Source organism: Mycoplasmopsis equigenitalium (genome assembly GCF_024498255.1).
Taxonomy (GTDB): domain Bacteria; phylum Bacillota_I; class Bacilli_A; order Mycoplasmatales; family Metamycoplasmataceae; genus Mycoplasma_H; species Mycoplasma_H equigenitalium.
Genome location: NZ_CP101808.1, coordinates 507,687 through 526,412 on the forward strand (window position 1 = coordinate 507,687; position 18,726 = coordinate 526,412).

Annotated in this window: 12 protein-coding genes; 5 read left to right on the top strand and 7 right to left on the bottom strand. The window is 30.2% G+C overall.

Annotated elements, in window-relative coordinates; genetic code table 4:
- The 4 genes from NPA09_RS02320 to infB all read left to right on the top strand — a co-directional run bounded on the left by NPA09_RS02320 (position 1) and on the right by infB (position 3,637).
- The gene (locus NPA09_RS02320; RefSeq protein WP_256541810.1) at positions 1-1,002 is read left to right on the top strand and encodes a NusA N-terminal domain-containing protein; all 1,002 of its coding nucleotides are present in this window, start codon (positions 1-3) and stop codon (positions 1,000-1,002) included.
- A gap of 254 nt (positions 1,003-1,256) precedes the next feature.
- Positions 1,257-1,589, top strand: coding sequence for a hypothetical protein (locus tag NPA09_RS02325; protein WP_256541811.1), 333 nt, complete (start codon positions 1,257-1,259; stop codon positions 1,587-1,589).
- On the top strand, positions 1,570-1,845 hold the full coding sequence (locus tag NPA09_RS02330) for a YlxR family protein (protein WP_129723226.1): 276 nt from the start codon (positions 1,570-1,572) through the stop codon (positions 1,843-1,845). The genes NPA09_RS02325 and NPA09_RS02330 overlap by 20 nt, the downstream gene beginning before the upstream one ends.
- Entirely contained in the window at positions 1,835-3,637 is a 1,803-nt protein-coding gene (infB, locus tag NPA09_RS02335; RefSeq protein WP_129723224.1) for a translation initiation factor IF-2, read from the top strand. Before NPA09_RS02330 ends, infB begins: the two co-directional genes overlap by 11 nt.
- A 101-nt stretch (positions 3,638-3,738) precedes the next feature.
- On the opposite strand, the gene NPA09_RS02340 is transcribed toward infB, so the two are convergent.
- Positions 3,739-9,144 carry an SGNH/GDSL hydrolase family protein gene (locus NPA09_RS02340; RefSeq protein WP_256541812.1) on the bottom strand — a complete coding sequence of 1,802 codons (5,406 nt, stop codon included), beginning with the start codon at positions 9,142-9,144 and terminating at the stop codon, positions 3,739-3,741.
- Between the two features lie 184 nt (positions 9,145-9,328).
- On the opposite strand from NPA09_RS02340, the gene NPA09_RS02345 reads away from it, so the two are divergent.
- On the top strand, positions 9,329-11,191 hold the full coding sequence (locus tag NPA09_RS02345) for a ribonuclease J (protein ID WP_129723220.1): 1,863 nt from the start codon (positions 9,329-9,331) through the stop codon (positions 11,189-11,191).
- Positions 11,192-11,221: 30 nt separating this feature from the next.
- Here the strand turns inward: NPA09_RS02345 and NPA09_RS02350 are convergent, their stop codons facing one another.
- The 6 genes from NPA09_RS02350 to NPA09_RS02375 are packed head-to-tail and all read right to left on the bottom strand — an operon-like array spanning position 11,222 to position 18,493.
- Positions 11,222-13,138 carry an ABC transporter permease gene (locus NPA09_RS02350; RefSeq protein WP_129723218.1) on the bottom strand — a complete coding sequence of 639 codons (1,917 nt, stop codon included), beginning with the start codon at positions 13,136-13,138 and terminating at the stop codon, positions 11,222-11,224.
- Entirely contained in the window at positions 13,138-14,184 is a 1,047-nt protein-coding gene (locus tag NPA09_RS02355; protein ID WP_129723216.1) for an ABC transporter ATP-binding protein, read from the bottom strand. The genes NPA09_RS02350 and NPA09_RS02355 overlap by 1 nt, the downstream gene beginning before the upstream one ends.
- A 39-nt stretch (positions 14,185-14,223) precedes the next feature.
- Positions 14,224-15,579 (bottom strand): type 2 periplasmic-binding domain-containing protein, encoded by a 1,356-nt coding sequence (locus tag NPA09_RS02360; RefSeq protein WP_256541813.1) that lies wholly within the window; start codon positions 15,577-15,579, stop codon positions 14,224-14,226.
- Positions 15,561-16,367, bottom strand: coding sequence for an ABC transporter permease (locus NPA09_RS02365; RefSeq protein ID WP_129723212.1), 807 nt, complete (start codon positions 16,365-16,367; stop codon positions 15,561-15,563). Before NPA09_RS02365 ends, NPA09_RS02360 begins: the two co-directional genes overlap by 19 nt.
- Positions 16,360-17,187: an ABC transporter permease gene (locus tag NPA09_RS02370; RefSeq protein ID WP_129723210.1), complete on the bottom strand. Its 828-nt coding sequence runs from the start codon at positions 17,185-17,187 to the stop codon at positions 16,360-16,362. The genes NPA09_RS02365 and NPA09_RS02370 overlap by 8 nt, the downstream gene beginning before the upstream one ends.
- Positions 17,174-18,493, bottom strand: coding sequence for an ABC transporter ATP-binding protein (locus NPA09_RS02375; RefSeq protein WP_129723208.1), 1,320 nt, complete (start codon positions 18,491-18,493; stop codon positions 17,174-17,176). The genes NPA09_RS02370 and NPA09_RS02375 overlap by 14 nt, the downstream gene beginning before the upstream one ends.
- Between the last annotated feature and the right edge of the window lie 233 nt (positions 18,494-18,726).

Sequence of the window (18,726 nt, forward strand, 5' to 3'; positions counted from 1 at the left end):
ATGAAAAACGAAGAAAGAACTATTAGTGCTGCTGACTATTTTAAGTTTTTTGAAGAGATTGCTAACTCAAAAAATTTAAACATTGAGGAAGTTATTTTTTGCTTTAAAAATGCTGTTGAACAAGTATTTTTAAAAATGGATCCTGATGCCGAATTAGAATTCGAAATTAGTCAGGAAAAAAATGTATTTCAAATTTTAAAAAACAAAATTATCCTTAATGATAATGATTTTCAAGATGGTTTTTCTCATTCTAAAAATGAGGACAAAGATGCATTTAATGCAACTTATATCAAATTATCTGAAGCGCTAAAACTAAACCCAAATGCTAAAGATAACGACCAAATCAAAACTCAAATCATCTTTACCCAATTACCAAAGAAAAATGAACTTGCAATTCGTTCTCAATTCAGTCAATTACTAAACACTGTTTCAAAAGAAAATATTTACGGTAAATACAAAGACAAAATTGGCACACTAGTTAAGGCTAGAATTACATCGCGTGGACCAAAAGGATTTAACTTAGTTATCAAAGACGATAATTTAGTTGCTTTTATGCCACTTAAATACACCCACAAAAAATACTTAGAAGCAAATGATACTAGTCTTGAAATTGATGCTTACATCGAAACTGTTATGCCTGATTCAAAATATTCACAAATTATTCTCTCAACAGTTTCAAATGAAATCTTAATTAAGGAATTAAAAACCGAAATCCCTGAAATAGCCAATGGCGAAATCAAGATTTTTGGTATCGCTCGTAACGCAAGCACCCGTAGTAAAGTTGCTATTTCAACAAATGACAATAAACCACTAGACTATGATGTAATCGGTGCTGTAATTGGCCAAAATTCAAGTCGAATTAATGCCATTAGTGAAAAATTAGGCGGCGAAAAAATTGATATTGTTCGTTACGATGACAACAAAATTGACTACATTGTTAACGCGTTTACTCCCGCACGAATTCTTAGTGTCATTGAAAAAGTAATGACGAATACGATGTAATCGTACCAAACTCACAGCTTACTCTTGCGATTGGTAAAGACGGAATTAACGTATCGCTTGTTGTTGATTTAGTAAATGCAAAAATCAATATTTTAAAATATGATGAAGCAATTGTTAACAACACACAAATTATCTTTAATGGTAATGTTCTTGAAAGCGAACTTGAAGAGCTTAATAAAAATATTAAACGCGATCGCTCACCATTCAAAGTTCCACGTCAACCAAGAAAAGAACACTCACATCACCCAAAAGATATGTTTGAATCAGTTGATTTCGACTCAATTATGAGCGAAATCAATGAGTTTAACAATATCGTAAAAACAAATGATTCATATGCTGATTACAAAAAAGAAATTGCTAAAGATATTGAAAAAATGCCTCGAACCTACGTTAAAAAAGATGATATCAAGGCTGGTGAGTATGAAGATGAATTCGCTGAATTCGAAGCAGCAATGGAAGCATCTTCGACAAAAGAAAATCTTTTAGATATTCAAAAAACAATGGCTAACTTTACCACTGACAAAGACTTGCTTGATTCACTTGGTGATATTAATATAGGTGATATCAATGACGAAGACTGAGACTAATGTTACACGCAAATGTGTCTACACAAATCAAATATTACCTGTTAGCCAATTATTAAGATTCAATAAAAATCAAGCCAATAATATTGAAATTGACTGAAATAATTCTTTAAAAGGGCGCGGAGCCTATATAATAAAAAATAAAGATAAGATTTTAGAAGCGCTTAAGCGTAAAATCTTACACAAAGCTTTTCGCATGAATGTACCGCAAGAAGTTTACACAAAAGTTACAAAGGAGGTAGAAGAATATGGCTGATAAACGAAATCAATCAAAAAATATTGATCAAATCAAATCGCAACTAAAAAAAGTTGTATCCGAAGTTAAAGATGGTGTGTTAATCTACTCAGGTCGTATGTCAATCTCGGATTTAGCGAAAAAACTGGATATTAATGCCAACGAAATTATCAAAAAATTCTTATTACAAGGCAAGGCTTACCCACTAAATTACGTCTTAAGCGAAGAGGAAATTGCTGAGGTTTGTTTTGATCACGGAATTGACCTTAAAAAAGAACAAGAAATTAATGCTTCAAACTTTCTTAATGAAGTTAAATTTGAAGACGAAGCCGAAGATCTTGTAACTCGCGCTCCCGTTGTAACTGTAATGGGTCATGTCGACCATGGAAAAACAACTTTAATCGACAAAATGCGAAAAACAAATGTTGCTGCTAGTGAAGCATCAGGAATTACCCAACACACTGGTGCTTATCAAGTCAACTATAAAGGTAAGAAAATTACTTTTATCGATACTCCTGGCCATGAATCATTTACCCAAATGCGGTCACGGGGCGCTAAAATTACCGATATCGTTGTTTTAGTTGTGGCCGCTGATGATGGTGTAATGCCACAAACCAAAGAAGCCATTCACCACGCAAAAGCTGCTGATGTACCGTTGATTGTATTTATTAATAAAATTGATCGTCCAAACAAAGACATTGAGAAAATTAAGGCTGAGTTAGCTGCCGAAGATGTTATTGTGGAAGACTATGGTGGTGATACTCAAGTAGTATTAGGAAGCGCTTTACAAGAAAAAGGGATTAAAGAACTGTTTGAGAAAATCTTATTTTTAGCAGAAATTCTTGATTTAAAAGCAAATCGCAAAAGATTTCCAATTGGAACTGTTATCGAATCAAAACTAGATAAAGGTTTAGGCGCAGTAACAACTTTAATTGTGGAAAACGGAACACTTTACAAGAGTGATTTCATTGTTGCGGGTAGCAAATATGGAAGAGTTAGATCACTAATGGATGCCAACTACCAACCTGTTCCGCATGCTCACCCTGGAACACCAGTACTTGTAACTGGATTAAATTATTTACCTTTAGCAGGCGATCGTTTTGTTGGTCTGAAAGATGAAAAATTCGCTAAAAAACTAGCAAATGAAAAACGACTAAAAGACAAACAAGAAGAACTATACGAGAAAACACAAGAAATCGAAATTACTGGTAAAAAAGTAATTAACGTTATTATTCGTAGCGACACTCAAGGTACCGCCGAAGCTATCAAACACTCAATAGATAAAAAAGAAAATGATGATGCTATTATTCGTGTAATTTCATTTGGCGGAGGACAAGTTACAAACTCAGATTTATTACTTGCCCAAACCGCGAATGCACAAATCTTTTGTTTTAATATCAAACCTGATTTAAGTACAAAACAAGGCGCCAAAAACTTTGGTGTTCGAATTACAACATACAGTGTGATTTACAAAATTATTGAAGAAGTAGATGCAATCCTTTCAAGTAATGAAACACCTATTTATGAAGATGTTAAAATTGGAACCGCTCACGTTATTAAAATTTTCACATACTCTAAAATCGGTACAATTGCCGGATGTATGATGGATGATGGGGTTGTAAAAAATAATTCAAAAGTTAAAGTAATCAGAAATAAAAAAGTAATTCATGTCGGATACAACGATACACTTCGTCGTGGCCTAAATGACGCAAAAGAAGTACAAAAAGGTAAAGATTTTGGTCTTCATATTAAAGGTTTTAATAACATCAAAGAAGATGATATTCTTGAATTCTGAGAGGAAGTAAGAGTAAATTAATTAAAACCAAAAACTTTTCTTTTTCAACAAAAAATCAATACAATTTACTGAAAATTATTAAAATTTGTTATTAAAAAATAGTGGCATAACCACTATTTTTTTTATTGTAAAATTAAGTGTCCGTTTTTAAATAAATATCACAAGTTATCAGCGTTTAACATACCTGGATGATGTCTATCTTCCTGATCATAATATTTGATAATAAACATCCAGTCATCTTTTTCATACGAATTATAATTCTTGAGTCAATAACGATCTCCGAATACTCGTTTAACAAATGCTTCATTCTTTAAGTAATATTTATCTTTATTAGCTTCAGATATAGGATCTACTTCGCTTAGCACTTCTTTGAAGGCGTCATTAATACTAAAGTAAATAATTGAATTAATTTCTCATCCCCCATTTACCCCATGAAAGACTGCGCCTGGAACATTTACTCTCAATGTTCACGTAAAGAATGTAGCGATTCGATTAATAGCATGGAAATTAGCATCATTATAAATATTGTAATTCTTTGCTTTTTGATTATTAATTACTTCTGAAATATGAGCGCGAGCAATTGGTTTAATGAATGCTTTTACTAACGCTTTTAGATTATTTGGGGCTTTAAACAATAAATCGAATGCATTATATTCAACATTTGAAGGATCATTTTTAGCATATATTATCTTATTAATAATCTTATAAATGCCTTGTGATTTGTTTTTGTCAAAAACAGATCTTGTAAATAATAAATTAATAAATTGCGTTAATTGTGAACCACTAAATTTTGTTTCTTCAAGAATCGAAGATACTTGCGGAAGAATTTCGTTAACAATCTTATTGATATTTATTTTGCCATTTTCATTTTTAATGAAATGATCAACAACTTTTCCGAAAATAGTTTTAAAATCATTATTTATATTGTTTGTATAATTAAATGTTTTAATTTCTTCATAAAGTCTTACTACAATCTCTTTAAATAAATTGCTATTTTTTACTGCACTAAATAAATCTTTAACAACACTAACAACAACTGGCAAGTCTTCGTCAAGTAAATTGATTTGCGCTGCTTTTAATTTATTAAAGATAACTTTTGGCAAGACATCTGTATGATCAATCAAGTCCGAAATTAATTTAACTATAAACTCTTTATTAGTTGTTTCGTAATTGCTATTTGCTAAAAATATTTTGAGAATATCTACAGCTTTTTTAGTATTTGCATACTCATTTGAGCGCTTAAATATATCATTAATAATATTAGTAATAAATTGTTTAAAACTGTTTTGACCAACTGGCTTATAAACATAATTGAAAATAAATGACTCGAGCTCAGGACCGGTAATTACATTCGTATTAGCGGCTAAATTAGCTAAGTTAAGATCGCTAATTAGTTCTTTCACTACCTTTTCATCTGCTCATAAATGTTCAAATAACGAATCAAAAACTGCTTTGATATTTTGTTTTTCATTAACAAATTGTGGTGTTTTCAAAATACTTGTAATATGACTAATATTATTAATATCAATAAATTTATGAGCTTTAATAGCGGCAACGATTTCTTCACTAAACTTACTTAAATCATTATTAGCTTTGATTGTGTTAAATAGAATATTGGCAAATTGTTCCAAATACTTACCATTTTGCTCAATCATAGGAATAATTCTAATTAACGACTTAATACCTACAATCATTTGTGGTGTATCGTCAAGTAAATTACGTTTAACAAGAATATTTTTAATTTTTTGTGCAATTGATTGTAAAACTTCATCATCACTAATCATTTTCTGAATAATATCAACCATTAATTTTTTAACTTTTGTTTCGTTGATATTTTGAAGAGCTAGTTTTAATAGCTCGTTGAGTGTTGAAACGCTATCAATTTGATCTAATGAATCAAACATTCCATCAACAACAAGATCAACTAACAATATTAAATCATCACTATATCTACTTGAAATAATTTCTAAAAGTTTATCGAAATCAACAAATTTATTAATTTTTGTTTGCGCATTTGGCGCAAGAACATTAATTACATCTTTTAATTTAACTTTATCGCTTAAAATGTATTTTGCTAAATTTTTAATAACAATTTTCAAGTCAATGTGATTCTTTGCGACAAGATTAAATTTGCTTACCTTCTTGATTAATTTAAGTACTAAATCATTTAAATCATTTGCGGCATAAACATCTTTAAAAATGGCAAGATAATCTGTCTTTGTATTATTTACTTTTTCACCGATTAAGCCGACAATAATTCTTGAGGCCACGTTTGCAGCATCAATATTTTCAAAAATTGAAACAAAATCAGCATCAAGTTGTAATCTTAATTTTTGAACCGCTTGTACATATTCAGCATCCGAACCAAACTTAACAAGTTCTTTTTCAAAGGCATTAAGCACAATATCTTTTAACGTTTTGTTATTAACTAAACTGGTAACAAATGATTTAATTATTTCATTAATTTCATTTGACTTGGTATCTAAAATTTTGTTAATTGCTACTTTATATGATACATTTTTGAATTCATTTAAATTAGCAAACACGAAATCGATAACTCGGTTAAATTCATTTGAATTTTTAATTGATTTAATAAGACTGACGAATTGTTGTTGTGTGATGTAAGCTTGTAATTTTTTATTTGCATTTAGTTGTTCAAATAATTTTTCAAAATAAACATCATCATTTAAATTAGCTAAAACATCTTTTAAAAATGCTTTAAGTAGATTGCTGTCTTCGCTAATTAATTTAGAGCCTAAAATAATTTGAAGTGTATTTTCTAAATTAGTTTTATCAAATTTAGGTTTGATAATACTTAAAGCAATTGCGGCGATATCTTTGAAAGTAAATGTTTTTAAATCTAGCTTGTTAGTCTTGATTTCATTGTATATTCTTGTAATAATTGGTACCACAATATCAAGTTCCTTTGTCAGCATTAAATCAAGCGCGTCATTGATTAAAGGTGCGTAATCAATGCTCTCAGAAACAATTTTTTGCATTTTTAAAAACTTAATTAGTTCTTTAGAAATTAATGTCTTAACTTTGTCTTGCTTAATAACAAGAATTGCATCACTAACAATATTTCCTAAATTCTCATCAAAAAAGCCTTCGTTTTCGTGTAAAACAAATGTGACTAATTCTGCTATTTTATTTCTGTCTAACGAACCAAATAACTCATCTTTAATCTTAGTAAGTGTAGGTCCAAAATTACCAAACTCAAAGCCATTATTAATAATGTATTCAAAAGTATTATTGAGCACAACATCAATAGTACCAATTTTTTCATCAATAGATTTAATTACTAAACCTAATTTAGCAATTCATTTATCAATTAAACCTGCAGGTACATAATCTTTGTATTTTTCTAATGATTTAGCGGCGATTTTACCAACAATTGTTAATGCTTTTTCATCATTAATTAAACTATAAATTGCATTTTTTACATCGCTAACAGCATTTGCTTTATTAGCAATAAATACCTCTTTTAATAACTCTTTAAAACTGTTAGCTTTTGCCACAATTTGATTTGATTTATCAATGGTGTTTTTTAACGCGTTGATTACAAGTGTTTTAAGAGCATTATTGTTTAGAATTTTTTCAACTAAATAATTAAAATCTTCTTTGGTAATTACACCAGTAATTTCCGAAGGTAAATTTAAATTTTTCACTAGTAATACAATCTGATTTATACGTTTCGCATTTAAGCCATTTTCAATAAGAATTTCTACAATTTCCTTGATTTTTTCTTTATTTGCAGCTTCTGAAATATAGTCACCACTCAGCATAACTTTAATAAAATCAAACCACGTTTTTTCATCACCAAATGTTTTAATAGCGATTTCTTTTAAAATGTTTAAACTAAACTCTTGTACCCCTGGAACATTATTCATATCTAAATCAAGGGTATCAGCACTATTTTGAAAATTAGCAAAAAGTGTAGCAATAATATTTGAATCAACAAACTGCTTTGTTATTGAATTTAGATTCTTTTTGTCATTTACGAAAAGAAATTCTTTAATCTTAGCATCCGGATCGATTTCCTTCATAATTTTCGAATCCAAAATACCTTCAATAACATGATAAATATTCTTAATAAAGTAATCTTGACCTTTGCTTGAATATAACAAGTATGTTTCAACATATTTAACGATTTTTTTAACGTTATTTTCATTACTAATTAAATGATTGTATTTAGATTCTAACGAATTAATTTCGTTTAAATCTTCCTCAAAATTATTATCAAAAACCTTGCTAATTAAATCAGCATCACTAAGCTTAAAATCAATCATTTTAGGAATAGATCTTAGTTCACTAAAATATTGAGTATTAGCCAAATATTTATTATTTGCCCGAACATGATTTAGATTGGTAAATTCAGTTGCTAATGCTACGAATAAATCTTGAGCCATTTTTTTATACCCTTTACTTCCAGGGTGAATATCTAAAATAACAGGTGAAAGAATGTTTTTATGGGTAGTTCAAAATTCATTGTCATACAAGTTAATAATTTTAATCTCATCACGGTTTTCAAGATTAATAAATAGTTGTGAAATCCGACTATTAACTGCACTAAACAAAATACGACTAAGTTCAATAGGAGCATCACCTGCTTCTGAACCACTTAACGATGTAAGTATTGAGTCAATTGCTTGTTTAATTCGCAACATAGGCATTGGATATTTAAGAAAAATTACTTGTGCGCGCGGATTAAGATGAGAAATAGTTTTACTTAATGAGTGAATATTTTTCTTAGCCTCAACATCCACTTTATTAAAAATTTCAGTAATTGCATTTACAAGATATTTGAATAATTCTTGTTGATTTTTCGCATTTTCGATAATATAAGTAAGATCAAGATTTTTGCTTACTTCCCTAATAAAAAGCTTAAAAAAATCATTGGTGCCAACGCTTAATGTAATTAAGTTAGCATCTTTAATTTTATCTATAAGTACAGTGCTAAGTTCAGAAATATTTGTACCAAAAAGTGGAACTAAATCCTTTACTTCCAATTTATTAGCTTTTGTACTTGCGGCAATGAAGTTTGCCTCATTATGCAAATTTAAAAGACTATATCACTCTTGCGCTGTTGAACCCGACACCGCATAATTACTAAAACTAGTAAGAATATCCTTATCTGCTTTTAAAAGATAATTAACAAAATGCGAAGGATAACCATTACCAACAATTTCTTTGGTTTTAGGGTCGTAGTAACCTTGAATAATGTTTTCAAGTTCGCCTGTATAACCTTCAGTAATCGAATCACCCAGTGCTAAATATTTAATTGGGTTAGCGTGATTAAATTTAATATCAACATTACTAATAAGCTTTTTGTTAACTTCTGGTTTTGTTGGCTTGTTTTCTTCTAAAATATCAATTGGATTATTTGGTGTTACTTGGTTAGGATCGTATGATGTTCCACCCTTTTCAAGCTTTTTTGTTGAGGTTGATGCAAAATAGATTCCTGTCGCTGCGGCAGGAATTGCTAGTGAAGTGCTTAATCAAATTAAAACTTTTTTACGTTTATTCATCAGACCTCCAAATAATCATTAATCATGATTTGTATGTTCTGCTTGAAATCTCAATTATTATATATTTTTTTAAAAATAATTTTAATTAGGTTAAATTTCAAAAAATATTAATATTATTATATATACTATATTTAGTTATATTTTGTAGATATTACTTTATACTAATCAACTCAAGGAGAGTTCTATGCAACCAACTAAAATTATGGCTTTAGGTGGTGTTCAGGAAATCGGAAAAGCAACACTTTTGCTCGAACATGATAATCAAATTATTTTGATTGATGCCGGAATTAAGTTTGCCGATATGTTCAGTACTGGTGTTAAAGGAATTATTCCTGATTACTCATACCTCAACCGAGAAAACAAAAAACAGCTAGCAATTGTTATCACCCACGGACACGAAGATCATATCGGGGGTGTTGTTTACGCCTTGAAAACAACAAAAATGGACACAGTGATTGCACCCGAAATTGCCATTTCGTATTTAAAATTAAAAATTAAAGAACATGCAATCAAACGTAAGATCGATTTTATTCAATTAGAAAAAACTACCAATTTAACTATTGGTCCTTTTACCATTGATACTTGAACAGCGCAACACTCAATCCCAGATGCTTTTGGGGTTCGTGTTCGTACCAGTAATGGTAGCATTATGTGTACCGGTGACTTTCGTTTCGACTATCGCCCAATTGGTAATTTAACCGACTTTACCAAACTAAAACAAATGGGGGACGAAGGCTTAACTGTTCTTTTATCCGACTCAACCAATGCAATGCGTCCAAATCACTCGCCTAGTGAATCTGATATTTTATTTGATATTGAAAAATATATGCGCCAAGCAAAACGCAAAATTATTATTACCGCTTTTGCAAGTAACTTAACAAGAATTAAAGCAGTCATTGACCTTGCCGTTAAACTTAAAAAGAAAATTTGCGTTTTTGGTCGAAGCATGGTCAATGGAATTGAAATTGGTCGGAAACTAAAACATATCGACTCGCCTGATAGCGTTTTCATTAACAAGAAACATATCAATAACTATAACGATAATGAGTTAATTATTATTACAACCGGCTCACAAGGTGAAGAACTTGCGGCATTAGCAAGAATGAGTAATAACAAGCATCCTTATGTTCAAATTAAAAATGGCGATATGATTATTTTCTCTAGTTCACCTATTCCTGGTAACCGGATGAAAATTGAAATTTTAGTTAATAAACTTTATAAATTAGGAGCAATTATTAAAGAAAACGGGGTTGATGGATATCTTCATACATCAGGTCACGCCTACCGTGAAGAACACGATAAAATCTTCCAATTAACCCGACCAAAATACTTTTTACCTTACCATGGTGAGTACAGAATGTCAGTTGTACACGGTCAATCCGCCATTGAAAATGGCGTAAAACGCGAAAATGTGATGGTACCAAAACTAGGTGTTCCATTTTATATGGAAAACGAAGTTATTACTGAATCGAACGAACAAATTAATGTTGGTCCCGTCTATATCGATGGTAACAATGCACTTGAGTCCGACTCAAAAGTATTGTCAGAACGTGACCAGTTAGCAACAAACGGGTTTTTAAACATTATTTTAACAATTGATAAAAAAACAAACAATATCGTTGGTAAACCTCGACTTATTTCGCGTGGAACATTTTATGCCAAAAATAACGCCGATATCGTTGAAGAAACCAAACGGATTGCTCATGGTGCTGTGTTATATACTATCAAAACAAAAAAAGATTGAAATGTTATTGAACTTAAAAATTTAATTACCGAACGTCTTGAAGCCTACTTTTATAAAGAAAAAAGACGTCGTCCAATCATAGTGCCTGTAATTTTATTCTTAAATGATGAAACCGCCAAAGAATTAAAGGATGTTAAAATCAACTTTGGTGAAAAAGAAGTATCAAAAACAAGAGGAAAACGTAAAATAACAGACACTACAAAAGCTATACTAAAAGAGCTTAAAGAAGAAATGAGCGACGATCTCGAAGATAATCTCGACCTTGATGACGACGAAATTCTTGACGATAATGATGAAAGATAATAAAAATCAGCAACAAAATGCTGATTTTTATTATTGGAAGTCTTGTTTAGTAATTACATAAACACTAACAAAAACAAGAATAACAGTTAAAACCCCATAAACAATCGCGTTAGTAGTTCGATCCATATATTTGCGTTTTTCAACTTTGAAAACCTGCATAGGCTCGTCTTGATTAAATTTGAGTGAATAAACTTTTCCAAGGATTTCACGATCAAAATCTGTCAAGTAATATTCTTTTACTTTGCTTGGTGCCGTTGTGGTATCAACACTAAGATTATTTGTGAAAATAATGTTTTCAATGTTGTATTGATCAAACACGATATAAGCAAGTGGCGACTCAAAATGGTAGTATAACTTAAGCAATTGCGCTAGTCCTTGTTTGATATCAATATCATGAATTTCTTTTAGAAGCGAATTCATTATTACCCGTAAAATCGCACTATAATTAAGGCTTTGGTTTTTGCTTACCCGTTCTAAATAATAGTTCATTCCGTGTTCCGCATTTTCCGGTTTTTTCTCTGGGTCATGATGAATAGAATAGTAAGCATGATATGAGAAAATAATTCCTGAAAACTTCATAAATGGAACAGTGTATTCATTTTTGGCTAATTGTGATTCGATTTCTTTCTTAAGTTCATCGAAAATCATCATATTCATCATCTTCTCATCGCCTGTTTCCGAACCTTCGAGATAATAACGAATTAAACTAAGAATATACAATAAATCTGGTTTACTAAAAGTTAGTTTCAAGTTTTTGTCAATTTTTTCAAGAAAAAGGTTGGATTTTTTTTTCTTAGAATTAAATACAAACTCATAAATTAAATTGTAAAAGAAACGAAATGCATCATCACGTGACTTATTAATCTCTTTTAATGTGTAATACATTTTTTCTTCAAATGCTTTATTTTTTTCACTAATCGTGGTGCTTTTATTAAAATTATCGTTGTCAATAGGTCTTAAATAATACTGTTTAGCAATAAATTGATCACGCATTTTAGCTAAAACCGAGTCACTATCCAAATCTTCTTCAAGTTGATTTAATAAAGATAAAACTCGAACTTGGTAATCTAAATCTAAGTATTTGGTGTAATAAAATGTATTTTTATTTTTAGTTAAAAACGCCATATTATGTAAATTATCACTTGATTTAATGTTCGCTTTATACTCGTTAACATCATCATAAAATTGCTGCGAAAGATTAATAAGTTCTTTGTTATCAAGACCAACACCATTTTTTAAGTTATCCAGCGTAACTAAAGCGTTGTTAATCTTCTTTGAGCTAATTGATTTATATTCATCTTTTTCGGTAAATGTCCCAAAAATTGATGAAATTGGAATTAAAATTCCAAGGCCTATTGTTGCTGCAATTGATGATGAAAGTGCAAATTTTGTTGTTATTAAGAGCGCGATTGAGCTAAATAGTAATGCTAATAATAAAAGTACACTAATAATAATGCCAAAATCTGATCAGACGCGTTGCGTTAATGTTTGTTTGTTAATAAGTTCGATCTTTTCGTGGAAACGTTTATGCGAATCCATATCACTTAAATAAACTGAAATTACATATGAAAGGCCAACAATAATTACATGAAATAAAATTAATGTAAATAAAGCAAATCATTTTGAAAGAATAATTTTACTACGTGAAATCGGTTTAGAAAGAAGGACTAAGAAATTACCATTTTCAACTTCGTCCTTGTGCATTGTCGCTGCTTTAAAACCACTGAAAATTGTAATAAACGCTGTTAAAGCACCAATAATTGTTGTTAACACATTTTCTGAAACCCCTAAATATTCAATTCAACCGTTAGGACTATCTTTATTGATTGCTAAATTAGGTAATAGTGCCGAAATTAAAACCGTAATTCCCATCGCCACAAGAGTAATAACCCATGTTGAACCCGAACGTAAATACTTAATCATTTGTGCTCGATAAACCGCAGACATTATTTACCTCCTTGTTCAGATTTAGATGGATTTTTATCTTCTTTTTGATTATTTTGATTATTTTGTTCATAATACTGACGAATTAAATTGTCGTAAAATGATTGCAGATCATTGTGTCGAAGCGAATAAAGAATAACATTTTTGTCCCTGATCATATCAATGATTTTATTTTTGTTTTCTTCCGACACACTTCTGACCACTAATTCAGAACTAATATCACCCGAAACTTCGAGATTTAATGTGTTTCGAATCTCGTCTTTAAAATATTTGTTTTGATTAGTTTTAAAATATAAATCATTTTGACCATCACCCATTTTTGATGAGGAACCAGAAAATAAAACCTTGCCATTAAAAATAAAGGTGATTTCATCCACAATCCGTTCTAATTCACTAAGCACATGTGAAGAAATAAAAATTGTGATACCACGTTTTTTTAACTCAAAAAATGTGTCAAATAATTCTTTCCGTGCTGTTGGATCTAAATTAGCAGCAGGTTCATCAAGAATCAAAATTTCCGGGCTACTCATTAATGATTGCGCAAGTAAAATTTTCTTTTTCATTCCACTTGAAAATGTGTTGGGGTTACGTCTTTTGTGTTTTTCTAATTTTAGTTCAATTAAAATTTCGTTCGCTTTTTTAATCGCTTCACGCATTTTCATACCATTAAAAGTTGCCATTGTAGCCAAATATTCTTCGGCATTTAAATGACTAGGAAAACTGGCTTTTTCTGGAATGTAACCAATTAAACGGTTTGCTTTAGGACTACCTGGTTTAAAGCCTTTGATTTTAATTTGATTCGGACCAGAAATATAAGCACCAATAATTGATTTAATTGTTGTTGTTTTACCACTTCCGTTTGGACCTATGAAACCATGAATTGTACCAGGGTAAATATCAAAAGAAACATTATCAGTAGCGACAAAATTCTTAAATTTCTTTGTAAAATTGCGTACAGCAATAATTGGTGTTCTTGTTTGTTTTTCAATATTTTTTCTTGAAAGTTCTGCATATTTGAAAATTAATAAGTCGCTTTTTTGTGTCTCCATAATTCCTTTCGATATCTAGTAGTATAAACACACTATATTTTATCCCTTTATAATAGAATTATATTCCGTTACGATGATTGAATGAAGTTTTTTACTTATTGGACGAATACTAATATAACTTGGTTTGTTCAATTCATAAATTTTTATTGCTTCTTCATCATCATCGAAATAATACATTTTATGAAAATCATACTCAAGTTTATAAACTGGCGTGTAGTTAATTAAATCAAAATTACTTAAAAATGGCAGTGCTTCATAATCAATTTCTTCATCAACCATTACAGCATTTTCAAGCGATTTAAGCGAAGGTGCTTGATCATATTTACCAAAATTATCAAATTTTGTGTGGTCTTTATAGCCACCAATAAAACAATCTTCAAATGTTTTGATGTAACGTTCATATGCCGCATCAGAAATATTTTTATTTAAAACAATTCCATCAATTGTAATGATATTATTAATCGGTTTAACAATAGTGATACTTCCACTTGGAACACTTTCAAAGTTATCTTCTGAGTAATAAGCATCAAGGGCATCTCCATTAAATAAAATAGCCATATCAACATTACTATTAGGATCGATCAATGAACGTAATACCTCTTGACCATCACCGCTGAAAACAATTTTTTTATTATCTTTGATATTTGTTTGTAATGAATCTTCAATTAGATTAACGAATGACTGCAACTGAATTTTATAATCTTTCTCAGTAACATTACCATTAATCTCATCGAATTTATTTAGGTATGTTCCATCCTCTTGAAGCATACGCGAGGTTCCCATCGCTAACATGTTTCGAAAATCATCAAGAATAAATAGCTTCTTATAATCTTGTTCTTTTAATTTGTTTAAAATTTCAAAATAAGAATCGTTTTCATATCTCACAATATGTTTGTTGTTATTTTTGGTGTGATTATATGCAATTACAAAATCTTGAGCATAATAAGGGATGAAATATTCCCATAAATGACGTGGCTTATCAAACAACTTACCATTCGCATCTGTAGTTAAAAACTGATCGAAAGTTTCCATTTGTTTTCATATTTTTTCTGTCAAAAATTCTTTTGGTGAATCAACGCCAAAAAGAGTCTGATAGTCGATTTTTCTAAGTCGATCTTGTTTAATCAAAGTGACAACTTGATTATCAGTTCCGATTCCCGCTATCGCCTTTTCGCGAGTTAGCGCATCATTGAATTCTTCAAGAACTTGGAACTCTTTGTAATCAAAAGTTTTTTCAATTTTTTTACGATTTTCAATTGAAATATAAGATGCATAATTATAAAAACTAGGCTTGTATGGTTTGCTAATTTTCAGCGCAATTACAGTAATAAAACTAGCAAAAAACGCAACAAAAAGCAACAAATAGCCAAGAAACTTTAATTTTTTTGTTTTCATTTTACACCCCATTTCATTACAGCAATATAAATTAGTGAACCTACTAAAGTAATAATCATTAAACTACCACCAACTACTAGTCCTCAACTACGGAATGAAGTTTCATACAATTTTGTCCCAAGCGTTGATGTATTTGAAACTAAACGTGTAATGATAAAATCATCAAATGAGAAAAAGACTGTAATAATAAACGAGAAAATAATCGTTGGCAACATATGAAATAAATAAACTTTAAATCATGAACGAAGCTTCGAATAACCTAAATCTTGGCTCGCTTCAAACAAGTTTTTATTAAATTTTTCACTAGCGGGATACATCACAGTTATGCAATAAGGAAGTGCGATTACAACATGTCCCAAGATTGCTCGAAATATTCCTTCACTTGTAACTTTTAATGTTCCGAAAAGCATCCCGTACGCAAGAATTAAACCAATTGCCGTTACGACTTCTGGGTTAATAAATGGAACATTGTAAGTTGCTTTAACAATATGACCATAAGTTTTATTTTTTTGTTTTCAAAGCGCATAAACTGTTACTAATGCAAGTGGAATGGTAATTACTGAAACCGCAAAAGCAATAATAAATGAATTAACAAGCGCTTGATCACGAGACTGAGTGAAAAAGCTGATCCAGCCATCGGTTGAAAACTGATTTCAACTAAAAGATAAATTACCCCGTTTTGAGGTTGAGTTAAACGAGAAAATTAAAGCAAAAATCAACGGAATGTATGTTACAAATAAAATTACATACACGTAACTACGATATAAAATATCTCTTAATTTACTCATAGTTCACCCTCTTAATTTTGGCAATAATTTTCGGCACTAAATAAAATAGTGCCGAAACGCTGAAAATAACTATCGTTACTACAATAACAATTGTCGAACTGATTGACATACTTGTTGGCGAACCCGGATTAGCATAATCATTAATTTGATTACCAATTGTTTGGAATTGGTCACCATTAGGTAACAACTTATCAGAAATAATAATTGATGTCGAACTTGAAATAAAAACTAAAACAAGACCCGAAATAATTGCCTTTAAACTGTAAGGAATAATTACCTTAAAAAATGTTTGTCATTTCGAGTACCCTAAATCTTGACTTGCTTCAAGAATATTACGGGGCATATCTTTGAAAACACCATAGAGCGGCATAATCATAAATGGTAAATTAAGATACACCATTCCAACAACCATAAATCATTCCGCATTTAAAGAATCTTCTTCAAAAACACTAAGAAATACACCACGAACAGCATAAACCTTAGCAATTGAGAAAATTAAAAGTGGCGAAATAATTAAAGTTAGTGAAAAAATCTTAAAGGTTTTTGATCTGTGCATCGCAACAAAAAAGGCATATGGCATCGCAATCAAAAGTGAAACAAATGCCGCAATTACTCCCAATTTAATTGAGCGTCATACAATCAAACCAAAAGATGAAGTTTTAATAACCTTTCAGTTATCTAAGTCTTCCCCATGGTAAGTAAAAGCGGAAATAATAATTAAAATTACTGGCAGAATAATTAATAAAATAGCAATTACAAAATAGGGCACAAGTAGAGCAAGACGTGGGTTAAGTGCAAGTCAATTCTTAATTTTTTGCATCTTGTTCCTTCGCCATTAAATGGATTGAGTCTTGTGTTCAGTCTAAATAAATTTCTTGTCCTGGTTCGTAATTTTTTGTTGTTTCAACATAAAAAATAAAATCTTTATCAATTTCAACAGTAATAAAGTAGTAACTGCCCCGGTAAATTGTTTTTAACACTTTACCACGTAATTGTCCTTTTTTCTCGCTAACATCAATATCTTCAGGACGAATTAAAACATCAACTTCAACACCTTCATCAAAATCATTAGGAATAGTTTTAAATTCTTGACCCATGAATTTAACAATTCTATCACCAAGATAGACTCCACCAAAAATATTCGAATCACCAATAAATTGAGCAATTCATTTTGTTTGCGGATAATCATAAATATTTTTAGGTGTATCGTATTGAATAATTTTGCCATCTTTAATAACTGCCACTTTATCAGAAAGCTCAAGTGCTTCATCTTGATCGTGAGTAACAAATATAAATGTTAAATTCAATTTTCTTTGAATGCTCTTAAGCAATTCTTGCATTTTAATACGAATTTTAGCGTCTAGAGCACTAAGTGGTTCATCTAAAAGTAAAATACTTGGTTCAATCACTAGTGAGCGCGCAAGCGCCACACGTTGCTTCATTCCACCGCTAAGTTGAGAAATCGCTTTACTTTCATTGCCTTTTAACCCAACAAGATTAATAATATTTTCAAATTCTTTATTGATCTCTTCTTTAGTAATTTTTCGATTTAAGTGTAATTTTGAAAATTTTTCTGTTTGCAAATTAACGTAGTTTTCTCAATAAGAATACTTAAAATCACTATCATCAATTCATGCTTGACGCTTTTTGTATTTTCAAGTATTTTCTTTTAATGTTTGCATTTCATTTTCATAAGTTTCCATCAACTTATCAAGTTTAGCCATTTTTTTGGCGGCATATTTTTTTCACTTTATGGTTAATTGTTCTAGTTTTTTAATGTGTTTAGGGTTAATGTGTTCTTTTGGATATCGTTTTAGTTTTAAACCGTACTTAATATTATCTTCAACATTAAGATGCGGGAAAAGAGCGTAGTCTTGAAAAATAGTCGAAACGTCACGTTTGTGTGGCGACAAGTCCTTAATATCAATTCCTTGAAACTTGATTTCACCCCTAGTTGCCCACTCAAATCCAGCAATTAATCTTAAAATTGTTGTTTTTCCGCTTCCACTAGGTCCTAAAAGAGTAACAAAATCGCCTTTTTTAATATCCAAAGAGACGTTATCTAGAATAACTTGATCATTATATTCTTTAACAACATTAACCAACTGAATGATATTTTCTTTCATATTGATCTCCTTTACTTATTTATTTTTAAATTAATAAAGGTTCGGATTGGCTCAATCGAAAGTTCATTCACAATACTCAACAACAAAAAAAGGCAATGATGAATAATGCAAATCATCATATATTTTTATTAAATTATTAACTTCTACAGCCTTTCTAAGTTGTTGTAATTTCATGCAAATAATTATATATAAATATATAATTTTTATAAAAAAAATGCAAATCTTTTTACATT